The 15930-nt window shown below is 60.9% G+C and carries 18 protein-coding genes; all 18 read left to right on the top strand.

All coding sequences use genetic code 11. The features are described from left to right. The first annotated feature begins 51 nt into the window (after positions 1–51). Complete coding sequence (locus BLT26_RS15050) at positions 52–747, top strand: YggS family pyridoxal phosphate-dependent enzyme (protein ID WP_091516487.1); 696 nt, start codon at positions 52–54, stop codon at positions 745–747. A gap of 134 nt (positions 748–881) precedes the next feature. Further along, positions 882–1709 carry a pyrroline-5-carboxylate reductase gene (gene proC / locus BLT26_RS15045; protein WP_175453147.1) on the top strand — a complete coding sequence of 276 codons (828 nt, stop codon included), beginning with the start codon at positions 882–884 and terminating at the stop codon, positions 1707–1709. A 47-nt stretch (positions 1710–1756) separates the two neighbouring features. After that, positions 1757–2362 (top strand): YggT family protein, encoded by a 606-nt coding sequence (locus BLT26_RS15040; protein ID WP_091516479.1) that lies wholly within the window; start codon positions 1757–1759, stop codon positions 2360–2362. Between the two features lie 198 nt (positions 2363–2560). Beyond that, positions 2561–4528, top strand: coding sequence for a dynamin family protein (locus tag BLT26_RS15035; protein ID WP_091516476.1), 1968 nt, complete (start codon positions 2561–2563; stop codon positions 4526–4528). 216 nt (positions 4529–4744) lie between these two features. Next, a complete protein-coding gene (gene metX / locus BLT26_RS15030) occupies positions 4745–5914 on the top strand; it encodes a homoserine O-succinyltransferase MetX (RefSeq protein WP_091516836.1) in 1170 nt (389 codons plus the stop codon). After that, a complete protein-coding gene (gene metW / locus BLT26_RS15025) occupies positions 5914–6504 on the top strand; it encodes a methionine biosynthesis protein MetW (RefSeq protein ID WP_091516471.1) in 591 nt (196 codons plus the stop codon). The genes metX and metW overlap by 1 nt, the downstream gene beginning before the upstream one ends. Before the next feature lie 89 nt (positions 6505–6593). Further along, positions 6594–7046 carry a DUF4426 domain-containing protein gene (locus BLT26_RS15020; RefSeq protein WP_091516833.1) on the top strand — a complete coding sequence of 151 codons (453 nt, stop codon included), beginning with the start codon at positions 6594–6596 and terminating at the stop codon, positions 7044–7046. A gap of 133 nt (positions 7047–7179) precedes the next feature. After that, positions 7180–7815, top strand: coding sequence for an RdgB/HAM1 family non-canonical purine NTP pyrophosphatase (rdgB, locus tag BLT26_RS15015; protein ID WP_217631465.1), 636 nt, complete (start codon positions 7180–7182; stop codon positions 7813–7815). After that, on the top strand, positions 7808–8998 hold the full coding sequence (gene hemW, locus BLT26_RS15010; RefSeq protein WP_245720730.1) for a radical SAM family heme chaperone HemW: 1191 nt from the start codon (positions 7808–7810) through the stop codon (positions 8996–8998). The genes rdgB and hemW overlap by 8 nt, the downstream gene beginning before the upstream one ends. 175 nt (positions 8999–9173) lie before the next feature. Next, positions 9174–9497, top strand: a complete 324-nt coding sequence (gene trxA, locus BLT26_RS15005) for a thioredoxin TrxA (RefSeq protein ID WP_091516465.1) — start codon at positions 9174–9176, stop codon at positions 9495–9497. A gap of 408 nt (positions 9498–9905) precedes the next feature. After that, the gene (gene rho / locus BLT26_RS15000; protein WP_091388407.1) at positions 9906–11165 is read left to right on the top strand and encodes a transcription termination factor Rho; all 1260 of its coding nucleotides are present in this window, start codon (positions 9906–9908) and stop codon (positions 11163–11165) included. Positions 11166–11448: 283 nt separating this feature from the next. Beyond that, positions 11449–11718: an RNA recognition motif domain-containing protein gene (locus BLT26_RS14995; protein ID WP_091516460.1), complete on the top strand. Its 270-nt coding sequence runs from the start codon at positions 11449–11451 to the stop codon at positions 11716–11718. A 161-nt stretch (positions 11719–11879) separates the two neighbouring features. Then, on the top strand, positions 11880–13343 hold the full coding sequence (gene ubiD, locus BLT26_RS14990; RefSeq protein ID WP_091516456.1) for a 4-hydroxy-3-polyprenylbenzoate decarboxylase: 1464 nt from the start codon (positions 11880–11882) through the stop codon (positions 13341–13343). A gap of 41 nt (positions 13344–13384) precedes the next feature. Further along, entirely contained in the window at positions 13385–13786 is a 402-nt protein-coding gene (locus tag BLT26_RS14985; protein WP_091516453.1) for a hypothetical protein, read from the top strand. Positions 13787–13907: 121 nt separating this feature from the next. Continuing rightward, positions 13908–14549: an ankyrin repeat domain-containing protein gene (locus tag BLT26_RS14980; protein WP_091516450.1), complete on the top strand. Its 642-nt coding sequence runs from the start codon at positions 13908–13910 to the stop codon at positions 14547–14549. Positions 14550–14628: 79 nt separating this feature from the next. Further along, positions 14629–14886, top strand: a complete 258-nt coding sequence (locus tag BLT26_RS16390) for a hypothetical protein (RefSeq protein ID WP_139169603.1) — start codon at positions 14629–14631, stop codon at positions 14884–14886. Between the two features lie 123 nt (positions 14887–15009). Next, positions 15010–15384, top strand: a complete 375-nt coding sequence (locus BLT26_RS16385; RefSeq protein WP_139169601.1) for a hypothetical protein — start codon at positions 15010–15012, stop codon at positions 15382–15384. A gap of 60 nt (positions 15385–15444) precedes the next feature. Then, on the top strand, positions 15445–15840 hold the full coding sequence (locus tag BLT26_RS16380; protein ID WP_139169599.1) for a hypothetical protein: 396 nt from the start codon (positions 15445–15447) through the stop codon (positions 15838–15840). The last annotated feature ends 90 nt before the right edge of the window (positions 15841–15930 follow it).

Below are 15930 nucleotides of genomic sequence, written 5' to 3'. Positions count from 1 at the left end.
TCGCCTGACTCTGTTAGTACAATCCGCCCATTTCTGGTACCGGACTAGTATATGCGCAAAGCGGAGATCACCGAAAACCTCAATCGCGTCCGTGAGCGGATTGTCACATGTTGCGGGGCCTGCGGGCGGGGCGAGGGAGAGGTGACCCTGCTGGCCGTCTCCAAGACCAAGCCGGCTTCCGCCCTGCGCGCGGCTTTTGCAGCTGGCCAGCGGGATTTCGGCGAGAACTACCTGCAGGAGGCGCTGGAGAAACAGGCAGAGCTGTCAGACCTGCCAATCCGCTGGCATTTCATCGGCCCGCTGCAATCCAATAAGACTCGCCAGGTGGCCGAGCACTTCCAGTGGGTGCATACCGTGGACCGGCTGAAGATCGCGCGGCGCCTGTCGGAGCAGCGTCCCGCCGGGCTCCCCCCGCTGGAAGTCTGCCTGCAGGTGAACATCGACGCCGAGGAAAGCAAGTCCGGGGTGGCCCCGGGCGAGCTGCCGCAGCTCGCGCAGGCCGTGGCCGAGCTGCCCAATATACGCCTGCGCGGCCTGATGGCGATCCCGGCCCCGCGCGGGGAGCGGGCGGAACAGCGCGCACCCCTGGAGGCGCTCGCATCGTTACTGCAATCGCTGCGCGAGCAGCTGCCGGGCGCGCCGCTGGACACACTGTCCATGGGTATGTCCGCGGACATGGAGGCCGCCATCGAGGCCGGCAGCACCATGGTGCGCGTGGGCACCGATATATTTGGGCGGCGGGACTAGCGCCCCGGCAATTCAGTCACCGCCCAATTACGCCGCCCGTGTCGCGGTTTCGGCGTCGGCTTACCCGGCACCGATGTCATTGGTCATAATTCTGCCGGGCAGGTTAGAGGGTCCGGAAAACGGAGGGGAGAGAAGTGAGTACACCCACAATGGTATTTATCGGCGGTGCCGGCAATATGGCCGGCGCGGTGATTGGCGGGCTGGTGGCGGACGGCTATCCGGCGGACCGGATCGTCGCCACGGGCCGCAACCGCGGAAAGTTGGATGAGTTTGCCGCCCGCAGCGGGGTTCAGGTGAGCACCGACAACGAAACCGCAATCGGCGACGCGGATATACTGGTGCTGTCAGTGAAGCCCCAGGTGATGAAGGATCTGTGTGAATCCATTCGCGATGCGGTGCAACAGCGCCGCCCGCTGGTGGTTACCCTGGCGGCGGGTATTCCCCTGGCTGCCTACCAGCGCTGGCTGGGGGAGGGCGTGCCGGTGGTGCGGGCCATGCCCAACACTCCGGCACTCGTGGGTACCGGCGTCACCGGCCTGTATGCGGCCGCGGATGTCAGCGAACAGCAGCGCGGCCAGGCGCAGCGCATTGCCGAGGCGGTGGGCCTGGCCCACTGGGTCGACGACGAGTCGGGTATCGACCAGGTGATTGCCGTCTCCGGTTCAGGTCCCGCCTATTATTTCCTGTTCATGGAAGCGATGATCGATGCGGCGGAGAAGGCCGGCATGGCCCGCGCGGATGCCGAGCGGCTCACCTTGCAAACGGCGCTGGGCGCGGCGAAACTGGCAGCGGCCAGCGATGTGGATGTGGCGCAGTTGCGGCGCAATGTGATGTCCCCGGGCGGCACCACCGAGCGGGCTGTCCAGCGTTTCCAGCAAGGGGGGCTTGAGCAACTGGTGGAGCAGGCCATGTCCGACTGCGCCGAGCGCGCCGCGCAGATGGCGCGCGAGCTGGACCAGTAATTTCCGGCCCGTCGCCGGCACCGGATCAGAGATAACAGGGGTAATTCATGGGTAATACCTTCTCCAATATTGGCGTTTTCCTCGTCGCGACACTCGGCATCCTCTACTTGTTTGCGGTCCTGCTGCGTTTCCTGCTGCAGCTGGCGCGGGCGGACTTCTACAATCCCATTTCCCAGGGGGTGGTGAAGGTCACCAATCCGCTGCTGCTGCCGCTGCGCAAGGTGATACCGGGGCTGCTCGGTGTGGATATGGCCTCGCTGGTGCTGGCACTGCTGGTGGGCTGGCTGATGATTATCGTGTGCGGCCTGATGATCGGGGTGGGGGTGGTGAACCCGCTGGGTGCGCTGTTGTGGGCGCTGCTGGGTTGCCTCAGCACCCTGATTGCCATCGTATTCGTGGGGATGCTTGTCTCCATCGTATTCAGCTGGATTGCGCCGCAGAGCAACCATCCGGCACTGCTGCTCCTGCACCAGCTGCTGGAGCCGTTCATGGGGCCGGTGCGCAAGGTTATCCCGCCGCTGGGCATGATCGATATCAGCCCCATCTTTGTGTTTATCCTGCTGACGGTGGCCGACAAGCTGTTGCTCGGCGTCGCCCAGGCAGTGCGGATGCCGGCTTTCGCCTACAACCTGTTCTGGCATATTCCCTTCTGAGCAGCCTGGCGCTGCACCGCCCGCCGCCACGGCGGGCGGACTTTCCCTCCCCGCAGTGTGCGCTCGCACGCGTTTTCCGCGCACTGGATCGCAATTTTCACGCGTATCAGCTTTTATAACCGGGCCGGTTGGCGGACAATGTCCTGTGCTCAGGGAGCTCCCGCATAACAACAAGCAGTAAAACAAAAACAGGAATACATGGAAGACGCCATCTTGCGACAGCATATTGCGGACTACGACCGCTGGAAGAAATCGCTGGACCACCAGTTCGGTGAGTTCAATGCCTGGCTTGCGGAGCATTTCCCCAACTCCGCCGGGGCGCGCCAGGTGGTGCAGCAGGCCCGGACCCTGCTGGCCGACGACCAGTTTACCCTGGCGCTGGTAGGCGAGTTCTCGCGCGGCAAGACCGAACTGATCAACGCCCTGCTGTCACACACCTACGGCAAGCGGCTGCTGCCCTCCCGGCCCGGGCGCACCACCATGTGTCCCACCGAAATCTACAGTGACGGCAGCGGGCAGGCCAGCCTGCGCCTGCTGCCCATCGAGACGCTGTCCACCAACACCAGCCTCGACAGTTTCCGCCGCATTCCGCAGAAATGGGTGACGCACGAATTCGATGCCGACGACCCGGATGCTACCCGCGCGGCGCTGCAGAAGGTTGCGGCGAGCAAGGCCGTGACCCCCGAAGAGGCTGCGCGCTACGGCTTTGACCGGCGCCACCTGGATGGCCGCGGCAAGCTGGTGGAGATTCCCGCCTGGCGCTATGCCCTCATTTGCCTGCCCCATCCGCTGCTGGCCCAGGGCCTGCGTATCCTCGACACCCCGGGGCTGAATGCTTTGGGCAACGAGCCCGAGCTGACCCTCAGCACCCTGCCGGGCGCCCAGGCGGTGGCTTTCCTGCTGTCCGCCGATGCGGGGGTCACCGGTACCGACCTGAATATGTGGGAAACCCACCTGGTCCCCCTCAAGCAGCACCGCGGCACTGCGGTAATGGCGCTGCTGAACAAGATTGATGTGCTCTGGGACGATCCCGACGAGGACGCCGAGCAGATGGTGCGGGGCATGCGCGCCCAGGTGGCCAAGTTGCTGGAACTGCCGATGGAAAGCGTCGTGGGGGTGTCCGCCAAGCAGGCGCTGGTAGCCCACCACCAGCAGGACCAGGAGCTGCTGCAGGACAGCCATTTTCCCGATTTCGAGCGCCTGCTGGTGGAGCGACTGATGGCCCACCGCCAGACGGTAGCCGAGCACCGCTCGCTGCACCAGGCGCTTACCCTCATGGCAGATACCCGCGACCTGCTCAAGCGCCGGTTGAACAGCGGCCGCGCGGCGCTGGCGCACCTGGAGCAGAATACCGGCACCAGCGCCGAGCAACTGGAGGAGCTGGTCGCCCTGCAGAAGACGGCCCGCGAACAGCACAAGCAATGCCACCAGGAGCTGCTTACGCTGAAATCCAGCCAGCGCATGCTGGCACGCCAGCGCACGGCGCTGCTGGAGCCGATCTCCAGCCAGCAACTGCAGATGCTGGTCGACGAGACCAGTCGCGCACTCTACGAGCGCTGGACCCCGCTGGGCCTGGCCAAGGCCATCGACGATTTCATGCACGGGGTGGACCACCAGCTCGGCAGCCTGGAGCGCGAGGTGGAACAGGCCAACCGCGTGGTGGATGCGATTTTCGAACGCTCGTCCCTCAGCCACCTGGACGCCAGCGAGCAGCACCTCAACATGGGTGGCTTCCGCCTGGCGCTGCGCGGCCTGCACCGACAGGCGGCGCAGCTGCGCCGCTCCCCGCAATTGCTGCTGGCGCGCCGCAACCGCCTGACCGAGCGCTTCCTGGCCACGCTGGCCAGCGAGGTGGGGCGCCTCTACAGCCAGCTGATCTCCGCCGCCGACGGCTGGCTCGACCAGGCGCTGGAACCGCTCAAGCAGCACGTTCAGTACCAGAAGCATCTCCTCAACCGCCACCTGATCAAGCTGACGGAGCTGAAGCAGAAGACCCAGAGCAAGCGCACCGACCTGCGCGCACTGGAGTCCGAGGTGCTCCGCAATGACCAGGCGCTGGCCTCGCTCGAGGAGCTGCTGCGCCGTAACGTGCCGTCGCCGCGACCGCTGCCTCCCGCGCCGAGGGCCAGCAATGTCACGCCGCTGAAGGCGCCGGCCAGCAGCTGATAGCGCCGGTGCAGGAGGTGGCCCGGGGTGGGCGGCGGCATTTGTATTTCGCTGCCGGGCTCCCTTAAACTGGCGGCTCCCCCTCCGGGGGTCGCGATCCCGGCGCCTGCGCGCCGGGTTGTCCCGGTCTGTTCACCAAGCGAAAGCGCCTTGTCCACGGAAAAAATTTCATCCTCTCTTTCTGCGCGCCCGCACGACGGCGGCGACGCGCCCGCCGTGCCCGCTACCGCCGCCAGCGAGGGCTCGGTGGGGATAGTGGTGCCGCAGCGACACACTTTCAGCGAACCACTGGAACTCGCCTGCGGCCGCACGCTGCGGGATTACACGCTGGTTTATGAAACCTACGGCGAGCTGAATGCCGAGCGCAGCAATGCGGTGCTGATCTGCCACGCGCTGTCCGGCCATCACCACGCGGCCGGTCGCCACAGCCCGGATGACAAGCGCCCCGGCTGGTGGGACAACTACATCGGCCCCGGCAAGCCTATCGACACCGACCGCTTTTTCGTGGTTTCCCTCAACAACCTGGGCGGCTGCCACGGTTCCACCGGGCCGGCCGACACCAACCCGGAGACCGGCAAGCCCTGGGGCCCGGATTTTCCCATGCTGCGGGTGCGGGACTGGGTGCACAGCCAGGCCCGGCTGGCGGATCTACTGGGCATCGACCAGTGGGCCGCGGTGATCGGCGGCAGCCTGGGCGGCATGCAGGCGATGCGCTGGGCGCTGGAGTACCCGGATCGCTTGCGCCACTGCGTAGTGATCGCCTCGGCGATGAAGCTTTCCGCGCAGAATATCGCCTTCAACGAGACCGCCCGCCAGGCGATTACCTCGGACCCGGATTTCTGTGGTGGCCGCTACCTGGAGCAGGGCAGGCTGCCGCGCCGCGGGCTGGCGGTGGCGCGGATGATCGGCCACATCACCTATCTGTCGGACGACGGGCTGGGACGCAAGTTCGGGCGCGAGCTGCGCTCGGGCAGTTTCCGCCTTGGCGAGGAGGAAGAGGTGGAGTTCCAGGTGCAGAGTTACCTGCGTTACCAGGGCGACAGCTTTTCCGGCAGTTTCGACCCCAACACCTATATCCTGATGACCCGCGCGCTCGATTACTTTGACCTGGCGCGGGAGTACGGCGACGACCCGGTGGCGGCATTCTCCCATGCGCGCTGCCGCTTCCTGCTGGTTTCCTTCACCTCCGACTGGCGCTTTGCGCCGGAGCGCTCGCGGGAGATCGCCGATGCACTGATGCACGCCAACTTGCCGGTGAGTTACGCGGAGATCGAGTCGGCCATGGGGCATGATGCCTTCCTGTTGCCCAACGAGCGTTACCGCAGGGTATTTGCGGCCTACATGAATGGTGTTGCCGCGGAGTGTTCCGACGGGGGGGATCGCTGATGCGTGTCGATTTCGATGTGATCCAGGAGTGGATCGAGCCGCGCTCCAGGGTACTGGACCTGGGCTGTGGCGACGGGGCGCTGCTGGAGATGCTCGGCCGCAACAAGCAGGTGAGCGGCTACGGCCTGGAGATCGACCCGGCCCGCATTGAGCGCTGCCTGGAGCGGGGCGTCAACGTGGTGGAGCAGAACCTCGACCAGGGGCTGGGCAACTTCGCCGACGGCAGTTTCGACACGGTGGTCATGACCCAGGCCCTGCAGACCCTGCGCCAGCCCCACCTGGTAGTGCGGGAGATGCTGCGGGTGGGGCGCGAGTGCATCATCACCTTTCCCAATTTCGGGCAGTGGAAGGCCCGCTGGCACCTGGCGGCCTCCGGCCGCATGCCTGTATCGGATTTATTGCCATATGAATGGTATGACACGCCCAATATTCACTTTTGTACTTTCAGGGACTTCGACCTGCTGTGCCGGGAGAATGACTGGACTATCCTGCACCGCCAGGTAGTATCGGAGACTCTTCCGGGCCGGGCATTCAAGGATTTCCTGCCCAATCTGTTCGGCGAGACGGCAATCTACCACCTGACTCGCTAAACTGAAGGGACCACGACTAAAAGCGCGCCATGCGCCCCGTTGCAGCGGGCAGCGCAGACCGCGCACCGCAGGTGACAGAGGAGGTAAATGTGAAACGCATTTTAAGCGCAGTAGCCGCGGCTGCCCTGCTGTTCTGGGCTGCGAGCGCCGCCGCCGTGCAGGAAGCCAAGATCATCAAGAGCCACCAGGATTTCGGTGATTACCGGGTTTTCTATTCGGTGTTTAACAGCGAGTTCATCAAGCCGGAAATTGCGCGGAACTACCAGTTGATCCGCGGCAAGGACCGGGCCTTCGTCAATGTCTCGGTGGTGAAGAAGGACGGCAGCAAGGGCCTGCCCGCGGAGATGTCCGGGACCGCCACCAACCTGATGCAGCAGTCGCGCCCGCTGAAATTCCAGGAGGTGCGTGACGGCGACGCGATCTACTACCTGGCGCCACTGCGCTTCGATGACGAGGAGACACTGACGTTTGACGTCAATGTCACGCTGCCCGACGGCCGCACCGAGAACATCACCTTCCGGCGCCGGCTGGAACGCGACTGACGAAGCCGCGCCTCCCCCGGGAGGCGCAATCACTTCTACCTGCGAATCCCCGATGGCTCCATCCATCCAGGCGAGCGTTCCGCGCTCGCTCTTGCATTGGGGCCCGGAAAAACGCTCACGGAAAAATCTTTAAATGATCGAAAAAATTGTGCTTGCCAGCGGCAATGCCGGCAAGCTGCGTGAATTTTCGCAGCTGTTTTCCGACTGGGACATCGCTGTGGTGCCCCAGTCTGATTTCGATGTGCCGGAAGCGGATGAGACCGGCCTCAGCTTTATCGAGAACGCCCTGATCAAGGCCCGTCACGCCAGCCGCATCAGCGGCCTGCCGGCGCTGGCGGACGACTCCGGGCTGGCCGTCGATGCCCTCGACGGCGCGCCCGGAATCTATTCGGCCCGCTACGCCGGGGCGGGGGCCACCGATGCTGACAACAACGCCAGGCTGCTGGAGGCACTGGCAGATGTGCCCGATGCCCGGCGCGGTGCCAGCTTCCACTGTGCACTCGCCTTTGTGCGCCGCCACGACGACCCGGTGCCCCTGGTATGCAGCGCCCGCTGGAGCGGGCGCATCCTGCACCAGCCCGCCGGGGAACAGGGGTTTGGTTACGACCCGTTGTTCTATGTGGAAGAGCAGGGTTGCAGCTCGGCGCAGCTGCCGCGCGAGGTGAAAAACCGCATCAGCCACCGTGCCCGTGCAGTGCAGCAGTTTGCCGCGCTGTGGCGGGAACATATGGACCGCGAGCATGTGCGGGACGGGGGCGGCCTTGGCTGAGGACTCCACCGGCCTGCTCGAGCGCCCGCCGCTCAGCCTGTATGTTCATATCCCCTGGTGCGTGCGCAAGTGCCCCTACTGCGACTTTAATTCGCACGCTGCCGGCGAGTCGCTGCCGGAGGCGGAGTACGTGGCACAGTTGCACCGCGACCTGCGCAGCCAGCAGCCCTGGGCGCAGGGGCGCCGGTTACAGAGCATCTTCTTCGGCGGCGGTACACCAAGCCTGTTCTCGCCGCAGGCCATCGGTGCCATCCTGGCGATGGCGGAAGAGGAAATCGGTTTCGCTGACGATATCGAGATCACCCTCGAGGCCAATCCCGGCACATTCGAGCAGGCCAAGTTTGCGGGCTACCGCGCTGCCGGGGTCAATCGCCTGTCCATCGGGGTGCAGAGCTTCGATACGCAGCAACTCGACAACCTGGGCCGCATCCATTCCGGCGCCGAGGCCGAGGGCGCGCTGGAGATGGCCCGCCGGGCCGGCTTCGACAACATCAACCTGGACCTGATGCACGGCCTGCCGCAGCAATCCGAGGAGGAGGCGCTGGCCGACCTGCGCCGGGCGGTGTCCCTGGCTCCGGAGCATATCTCCTGGTACCAGCTGACCATCGAGCCCAATACCGCCTTCTACAGCGCCCCGCCGGTGGTGCCGGGCCCGGCGCATATCGTCTCGATGCAGGGCTCCGGCCGCGAGTACCTGGCGCTGCAGGGGTACGGCCGCTATGAGGTTTCCGCCTACAGCCGCCCGGGGCTCGAGTCCCGGCACAACCTCAATTACTGGGCCTTCGGCGACTACCTGGGCATCGGTGCCGGTGCCCATGGCAAGGTCACCCTGCCCGGGGAGGGCCGGATACTCCGCACCCGGCGCACCCGTGCTCCCCGGCACTATTTGGCATTGCCGCTGGCCGCAGGCGGGCAGGACGCCCTGGAATCGCCACTGGTGAACGAGGTTGCCACCGAAGAGCTGCCGCTGGAGTTCCTCATGAACGCCCTGCGGCTGGTGCGAGGTGTGCCGGTCGGGGTGTTCAGTGCGCGCACCGGACTTCCCCTGCAGGCGCTGGAGCGGCAGTGGCCCACTCTGGAGCAGCTGCAACTGGTGCAGCCGCTGGGGCCGCGAATCGCCGCCAGCTCCTTCGGCTTCGACTACCTTGATGAAATCCTGCAGCGGTTCCTGGAGCAGCCCTGAGCATTTGGGCAGGCGGCCCCGGGCGGCACTTGAAACCGGGGGGTATGGCCCCCATCTATGCGGAAACCCGCGCCCCGGGCCGCTTTCCTTGCAGGCCGGGGTGCGCTGTCCTTATCATGTGCCGGCGCCCCATGTGGCAGGCCGCACCGAGCAACCCAGAGAACAGGAAAGCAAAATGAGCGAGATTGTTAATGTCACCGACGCCGAATTCGAAGCCGAGGTACTGAAGGCCGAGGGCCCGGTACTGGTAGATTTCTGGGCGCAGTGGTGCGGTCCCTGCAAGATGATCGCTCCGGTACTGGAAGACCTGGCCGGCCATTACGGCGACAAGCTGAAAATCGTCAAGGTCGACGTGGATGCCAACAAGGAATCCCCGGCCAAGTACAATGTTCGCGGTATCCCCACCCTGCTGCTGTTCAAGGGCGGCAACGTGGAAGGCACCAAGGTGGGTGCCCTGTCCCGCGCCCAGCTGACCGAGTTCATCGACAGCCAGCTGTAAGCCCCGTCCACCCGGCCGGGCTTGCCCGGCGGGTACCTCCTGCGGGGGAGTAAATATCCCTTGCAGGATGGCATTCTGCCGTTATACTGGCTATCATTCTTGAAACCGCTCCGACGAGCCAATTAACTGATCCTGGACCGAGCTGAACCAAGTCGCCCCTCCGCAAGGTTACAGACCCCCCGGCGCACAAATTCCTCGAGTTGAACTTATCCGAAGCAGAGCTGCCCGATTAGCTGGCTTGAGAGCGGTGTGATTTCTCCTGACGTTGTCGCGTTCGCGGCCAACCTGATTCGGCCATAACCTGGGCACCTAAGTGTGGGCAAGATAGAACAGATTTCTCAAACCCCTCCTAAAAAATCAGGCGCGTCCGCGCCAAATGAAAACAGAAACGTCTATAAAGCAATTGGTATGAATCTTTCCGAATTAAAAACCAAACCCATTGAAGAGCTGATCGAAATTGCCAAGGGCATGGGCCTTGAAAACCTGGCTCGCTCGCGCAAACAAGACATTATCTTCAACATTCTCAAACGCCACGCGAAAAGTGGCGAGGACATCTACGGTGACGGTGTCCTGGAAATCCTGCAAGATGGTTTTGGTTTTTTGCGCTCCGCCGACTCCTCTTACCTGGCGGGCCCGGATGACATCTACGTTTCACCCAGCCAGATCCGGCGTTTCAACCTGCGCACAGGCGATTCCATTGCCGGCAAGATCCGCCCGCCGAAAGAGGGCGAGCGCTACTTCGCGCTGCTGAAAGTCAGTGAGATCAACTTCGACAAGCCGGAAAACGCCCGCAACAAGATCCTGTTCGAAAACCTCACCCCGCTGTTCCCCAACGACCGCCTGACCCTCGAATGTGGCAACGGTTCCTCCGAGGATCTGATCGGCCGCATCATCGACCTGGTGGCACCGATCGGCAAGGGACAGCGCGGATTGATCGTCGCACCGCCGAAGGCCGGTAAGACCATCATGTTGCAGAACATGGCCCAGGCCATTACGCGCAACAGCCCGGAGTGCCACCTGATCGTCCTGCTGATCGACGAGCGCCCGGAAGAAGTCACCGAGATGCAGCGCTCCGTCCGCGGCGAGGTGGTTGCCTCTACCTTCGATGAGCCGCCGGCCCGTCACGTACAGGTGGCCGAGATGGTGATCGAGAAGGCCAAGCGCCTGGTGGAGCACAAGAAGGACGTGGTGATCCTGCTGGACTCCATTACCCGCCTGGCGCGCGCCTACAACACCACCGTACCCAGTTCCGGCAAGGTGCTGACCGGTGGCGTGGACGCCCACGCCCTGGAGCGGCCGAAGCGTTTCTTTGGCGCCGCGCGTAACATCGAAGAAGGTGGCAGCCTGTCCATCATCGCCACCGCGCTGGTGGACACCGGTTCCAAGATGGACGAGGTGATCTTCGAGGAGTTCAAGGGCACCGGTAACATGGAGCTGCAGCTGGACCGCAAGATCGCCGAAAAACGCGTCTACCCGGCCATCAACGTGCGCCGCTCCGGCACCCGCCGCGAGGAGCTGCTGATGCCCGAGGGAGAGCTGCAGCGGGTATGGATCCTGCGCAAGCTGCTGCACGATATGGAGGATCTCGCGGCAACCGAGTTCCTGATCGACAAGCTGAAGGACTTCAAGACCAACGACGAGTTCTTCCTGTCCATGAAACGGAAATAATAGCGATTCACAATAGGGCACCTGGCAGGGTGCCCGAATTGAATTCGCGAGGAAATTGGCGATTATTTGCGCCGGTTTCTGTTGAAAAGGCGAGCCGTTAGGCATATAAAGTCCCACATTGTGGCGCTGGATGTGTATTGAACGAACGACGCCCGACCGAATTGGCCGGTACCAGCCAGAAACTGGTGGGTACTCAAGGGGCCAATCTCAGGTGGATGATCTGGTGGAGCTGGTTATCCATTTGTGACTGCACGACAGCCCACATACTCAGTGAGAACTTTTTGTGAATATCTATATTGGAAATCTGGCCTACGCGGTAACCTCTGACGACCTGCAAGAGGCATTCGGTGCTTTCGGGGAAATCTCCCGCGCTACAGTCATCACCGACCGGGAAACTGGCCGCTCTAAAGGCTTCGGTTTCGTAGAAATGCCGAACGACGACGAAGCTCGCAAGGCGATCGAAGAAATGAATGATCAGCCGCTGTCTGGCCGTAACATCCGTGTTAACGAAGCCAAGCCGCGCGAAGATCGTCCGCGTCGCCCCCGCTTCTAAGCTGTTGGTCCCGATCGGGATAGCTTAAGAATTTAACGGCCCGCCGCCCGGCGGGTCGTTTTCCCTCCTCCCCCTGCACCCGTAACTTCCGGGCTGCCATTCCCCATTTTGTGCCGAGTCATTTACACTGGCGTGGTTTTGAAACCGATGTCAGGACCTGCATGAAATACAAAGACCTGCGCGACTTCATCAAGCTGCTGGAAAAGCGTGGCCTGTTAAAGCGTATCAAGCATCCGGTGGACCCGAACCTCGAGATGACGGAGATCGCCGACCGCGTGCTGCGCGCCGGCGGCCCGGCGCTATTGTTCGAGAACCCGGTGGGCTTCGACACCCCGGTGCTGGCCAACCTGTTCGGCACCCCGGAACGTGTCGCCCTGGGCATGGGCCGTGAAAGCGTAAAGGAACTGCGTGAGGTGGGCGAGCTGCTGGCCTTCCTCAAGGAACCGCAGCCGCCGGAGAGCCTCCGCGATGCCTGGGAAAAGCTGCCGGTATTCAGGCAGGTGCTGAACATGGGCCCCAGGGTGGTGAAGAATGCCGCCTGCCAGCAGGTGCAGCTTAGCGGTGATGAGGTGGACCTGTACCGCATGCCGATCCAGACCTGCTGGCCCGGCGACGCCGCGCCGCTCGTCACCTGGCCGCTGGTAATCACCCGCGGCCCCGAGAAGAAGCGCCAGAACCTGGGCATCTACCGCATGCAGCTGATCGGCAGGAACCGACTGATCATGCGCTGGCTCTCCCACCGCGGGGGCGCACTCGATTTCCGCGACTGGTGCCAGCGCAATCCGGGCAAGCCCTATCCGGTGGCGGTGGCGCTGGGCGCCGATCCCGCCACCATCCTCGGTGCCGTTACTCCGGTGCCCGACACCCTGTCCGAATACGCCTTCGCCGGATTGCTGCGGGGCGACAAGACCGAAGTGGCCGAGGCCACCCTCAGCGACCTGCAGGTACCGGCCAGCGCCGAGTATGTGCTGGAAGGCTTTATCCACCCCGACGACATGGCCGACGAGGGGCCCTACGGCGACCACACCGGCTACTACAACGAGGTGGATCGCTTCCCGGTCTTCACCGTGGAGAAAATCACCCACCGCAGGGACCCCATCTACCACAGCACCTATACCGGCCGCCCGCCGGACGAGCCCGCCGTGCTGGGCGAGGCCCTCAACGAGGTGTTCGTGCCGATCCTGAAAAAGCAGTTCCCGGAGATCGTGGACTTCTACCTGCCCCCGGAGGGCTGTTCCTATCGCCTGGCGGTGGTGAGCATGAAGAAGCAGTACCCCGGACACGCCAAGCGGGTGATGATGGGTGTGTGGTCGTTCCTGCGCCAGTTCATGTACACCAAGTTCGTGATCGTCACTGACGACGACGTGAACACCCGCGATTGGAACGACGTGATCTGGGCCATGACCACCCGCATGGACCCGGCGCGGGACACGGTAATGGTGGAGAACACGCCCATCGACTACCTGGATTTCGCCTCGCCGGTGTCCGGGCTGGGTTCCAAGATCGGGTTCGACGCCACCAACAAGTGGCCCGGCGAAACCGACCGCGAATGGGGCCGCCCCATCGAACGGGATCCGGAAGTCGTCAGGAAGGTAGACGAGATCTGGGAAAAGCTCGGCCTCTGATCCGTTAGCAACCACCTTTTTGCATTCCCAGGGAGGGGAGCATGCACGTCATCAAGACCATCCGCCCGGGCCAGGGCGGCGCCCGGCGATTCGAACAGCGATTCGGCAAGCGCCTGTGCGCCGTACGCTATCGCGAGTCGCCCTGCGGCCAGAAAATTCTCACCACCGTGGAGCTGATCGTCGAGGAGCGGGAAAAGCCCGCTCCAGGCGCCTCCCTCGCAGCGGTACATGCATACCGAAAATCAGAGGCGGTCGCACTTTCCATTGGTTACGAGGAGCACGCCATGCGTCGCCTGGTGAAGCAGGCGGGCGGCCGCTGGAGCCGGGTCGCAAAGGCCTGGGTCATCCTGCGCGAGACAGCAAATACCCTCGGACTGGCACACCGCATCGTCGAAGGATTGGCAGAAGAATGCACCGACATCGATACCAGCATTGAGCTGTAACATGGCTATATCTGGGCATTTGTGGCTAGATATATCCATGCATGGTTACATATACCCATGTGGTCAGATATGACCATGCCTAAGAATAAACTGTTAGGCAATAGAAACTGGATCGAGGTAAATGTTTTTTTCTCTATATTACAAGTTTCGAGAATCACCAATATTTGAGGCTATTGAAAAAGGCGATGAAACAAAAATATTGTCGCTGGCTGCAAAAAGGTATCATTTAAAATCAAAAGATAAATGGGGTTCATCAGTATTAACTGCTGCTGCTCAAGCAGGTAATGAAAAATTAGTAAAGAAGTTTGTGGACTTGGGATTAGATGTAAATCATGTATCAAAAAACAGCGGCTCAAGTCCTTTAATTGGTGCCTCAATCAGGGGGCACATTGGAATTGTAAAAGCTTTAATTATTTCAGGAGCTGATGTAAACATAGCAACTTCAGATAGCGATGGAGCGTATGAAAATATGACTCCACTAATGTGGGCCGCAAACCGAGGATATTTGGATGTGGCTTCTCTGCTTTTAGAGGCTGGTGCAAATATTAATTCGGTTAATGGAAGTAATACAACTGCGACTATGTTCGTAGCTGAAAACCAAAGCTACAACATTGATATGTTCAGGCTGTTAATGAAGTATGGGCCAGACTTGACTATCAAAGACTGGAGGGGAAGAACAGTTGAAGATGAGGTCGAAGCTTGGTCAAAAAACAGCAATCGCCATGAAATGAAAGAAATTGTAGAGCGGGCGCGGCATGCCTAACAAAGTGCTGCTAGGGACAAACCTCCGCTACGCTCCGGTTTGCCCCAGAGCACGGCGTTAGCTGCTTTTGGAGCTGGATATGGTAAAAATAGAACTCAGCGACGCAGATGCACTTGTTCTTTTTGAATTTCTGGCTAGACATGATGATATTGATGATAAATTACCAGAAGGTGAGCGGCTTACTGAATTACATATAGCGGATAGATCAGAACTTTATTCATTGTGGCAAGTTCATGGAGCACTGGAATGCACATTGGTTGAGCCATTCTCCTCCGATTATGATGAACTTGTTGAAGACGCGAGAAGATCTGTCCGCGTGCGTTGGGACGGTTGCTAACTCTAAGATAAACCGGTAATGCAGCTAACAATCACAGGCAGTTTGCGCCGGCCCCGTAGGGCCTCTGCGGGACGGCCTACGCTACGCTTCGGCCGCCCCTGCTGTGGGCGTTATGTCACTAAGATGAAAATTTTGCTTTCGGTACTACTGTCATTTTTCGCCTGCTCGTCACTTGCAGTAGATATTTCTTGTTCTAAGCAAGAGCTGGAATTATCTAAGAAAAATTTAAGGGCTCTGAACGTAGCCAAGAATAAAATCAATGCGCAAGAAGCATCCTATACAGTAACGTTTCCTGAGGTGCTAAAAGGCTATGAGTTGTCACAAAGTCTATTGATTATCGGAAGTAAAGAAAGATGGTCACTTTTAACACAATTGGAAATGGCGAGAGAGGAAAGCGGGTATTCAGTTTTTGTCTCGAAAAACCCAGATTTTGAACAGCCTGTTAGCGTGAGCGTAATTTATGGTCGGTGCCTTTCCCAAACCATCCAACTCCCGTGACATAACAAGGCCAGGCAGTAAAGCTTCGGGCCTTCGGCCCTACGCGGGACAGCTTACCTTGTGCACATTTTGCGCAGGTCGCTTCGCTCCCATTTTTGCACAAAATGTACACAAAATAAGCTGCCCCTGCTGGCGGCGTTATGGCGCTATATGGTAAATAGCAAGGAAGGAATTTTTGATATGACGCGAAATGTACAGGTTGTCTTTATATTTTCAGCTCTATGTACAATCCCTGCTATTGCACATAATTCAAGATCTCAAGATGCGCTTTCAGAGCAAATTGCTAGTCAAATGTGCAGACTTCGTTTGATCCAGCGGATACAAAATGAACAGATTAATACACTAATCCAGATCCATGCTAAGGAAGCGTCACCCGAATTATCGAAGTATATGCTCGATTCAGCTATCTCTCGCGCCAAGAAAAGAATGAGCGAAATTAATGAAGTGTGTGGTTGAGGTAAGGGCAGTAGTTGTGAATGGCAGGCATACACCATAACAAGCGCAAGCAGTTTGCTACGGCCCTTCGGGCCTCCGCGGGACGTCCAA

Source organism: Microbulbifer yueqingensis, assembly GCF_900100355.1.
GTDB lineage: Bacteria > Pseudomonadota > Gammaproteobacteria > Pseudomonadales > Cellvibrionaceae > Microbulbifer > Microbulbifer yueqingensis.
This window is presented reverse-complemented; position numbering and strand designations above follow the sequence as displayed.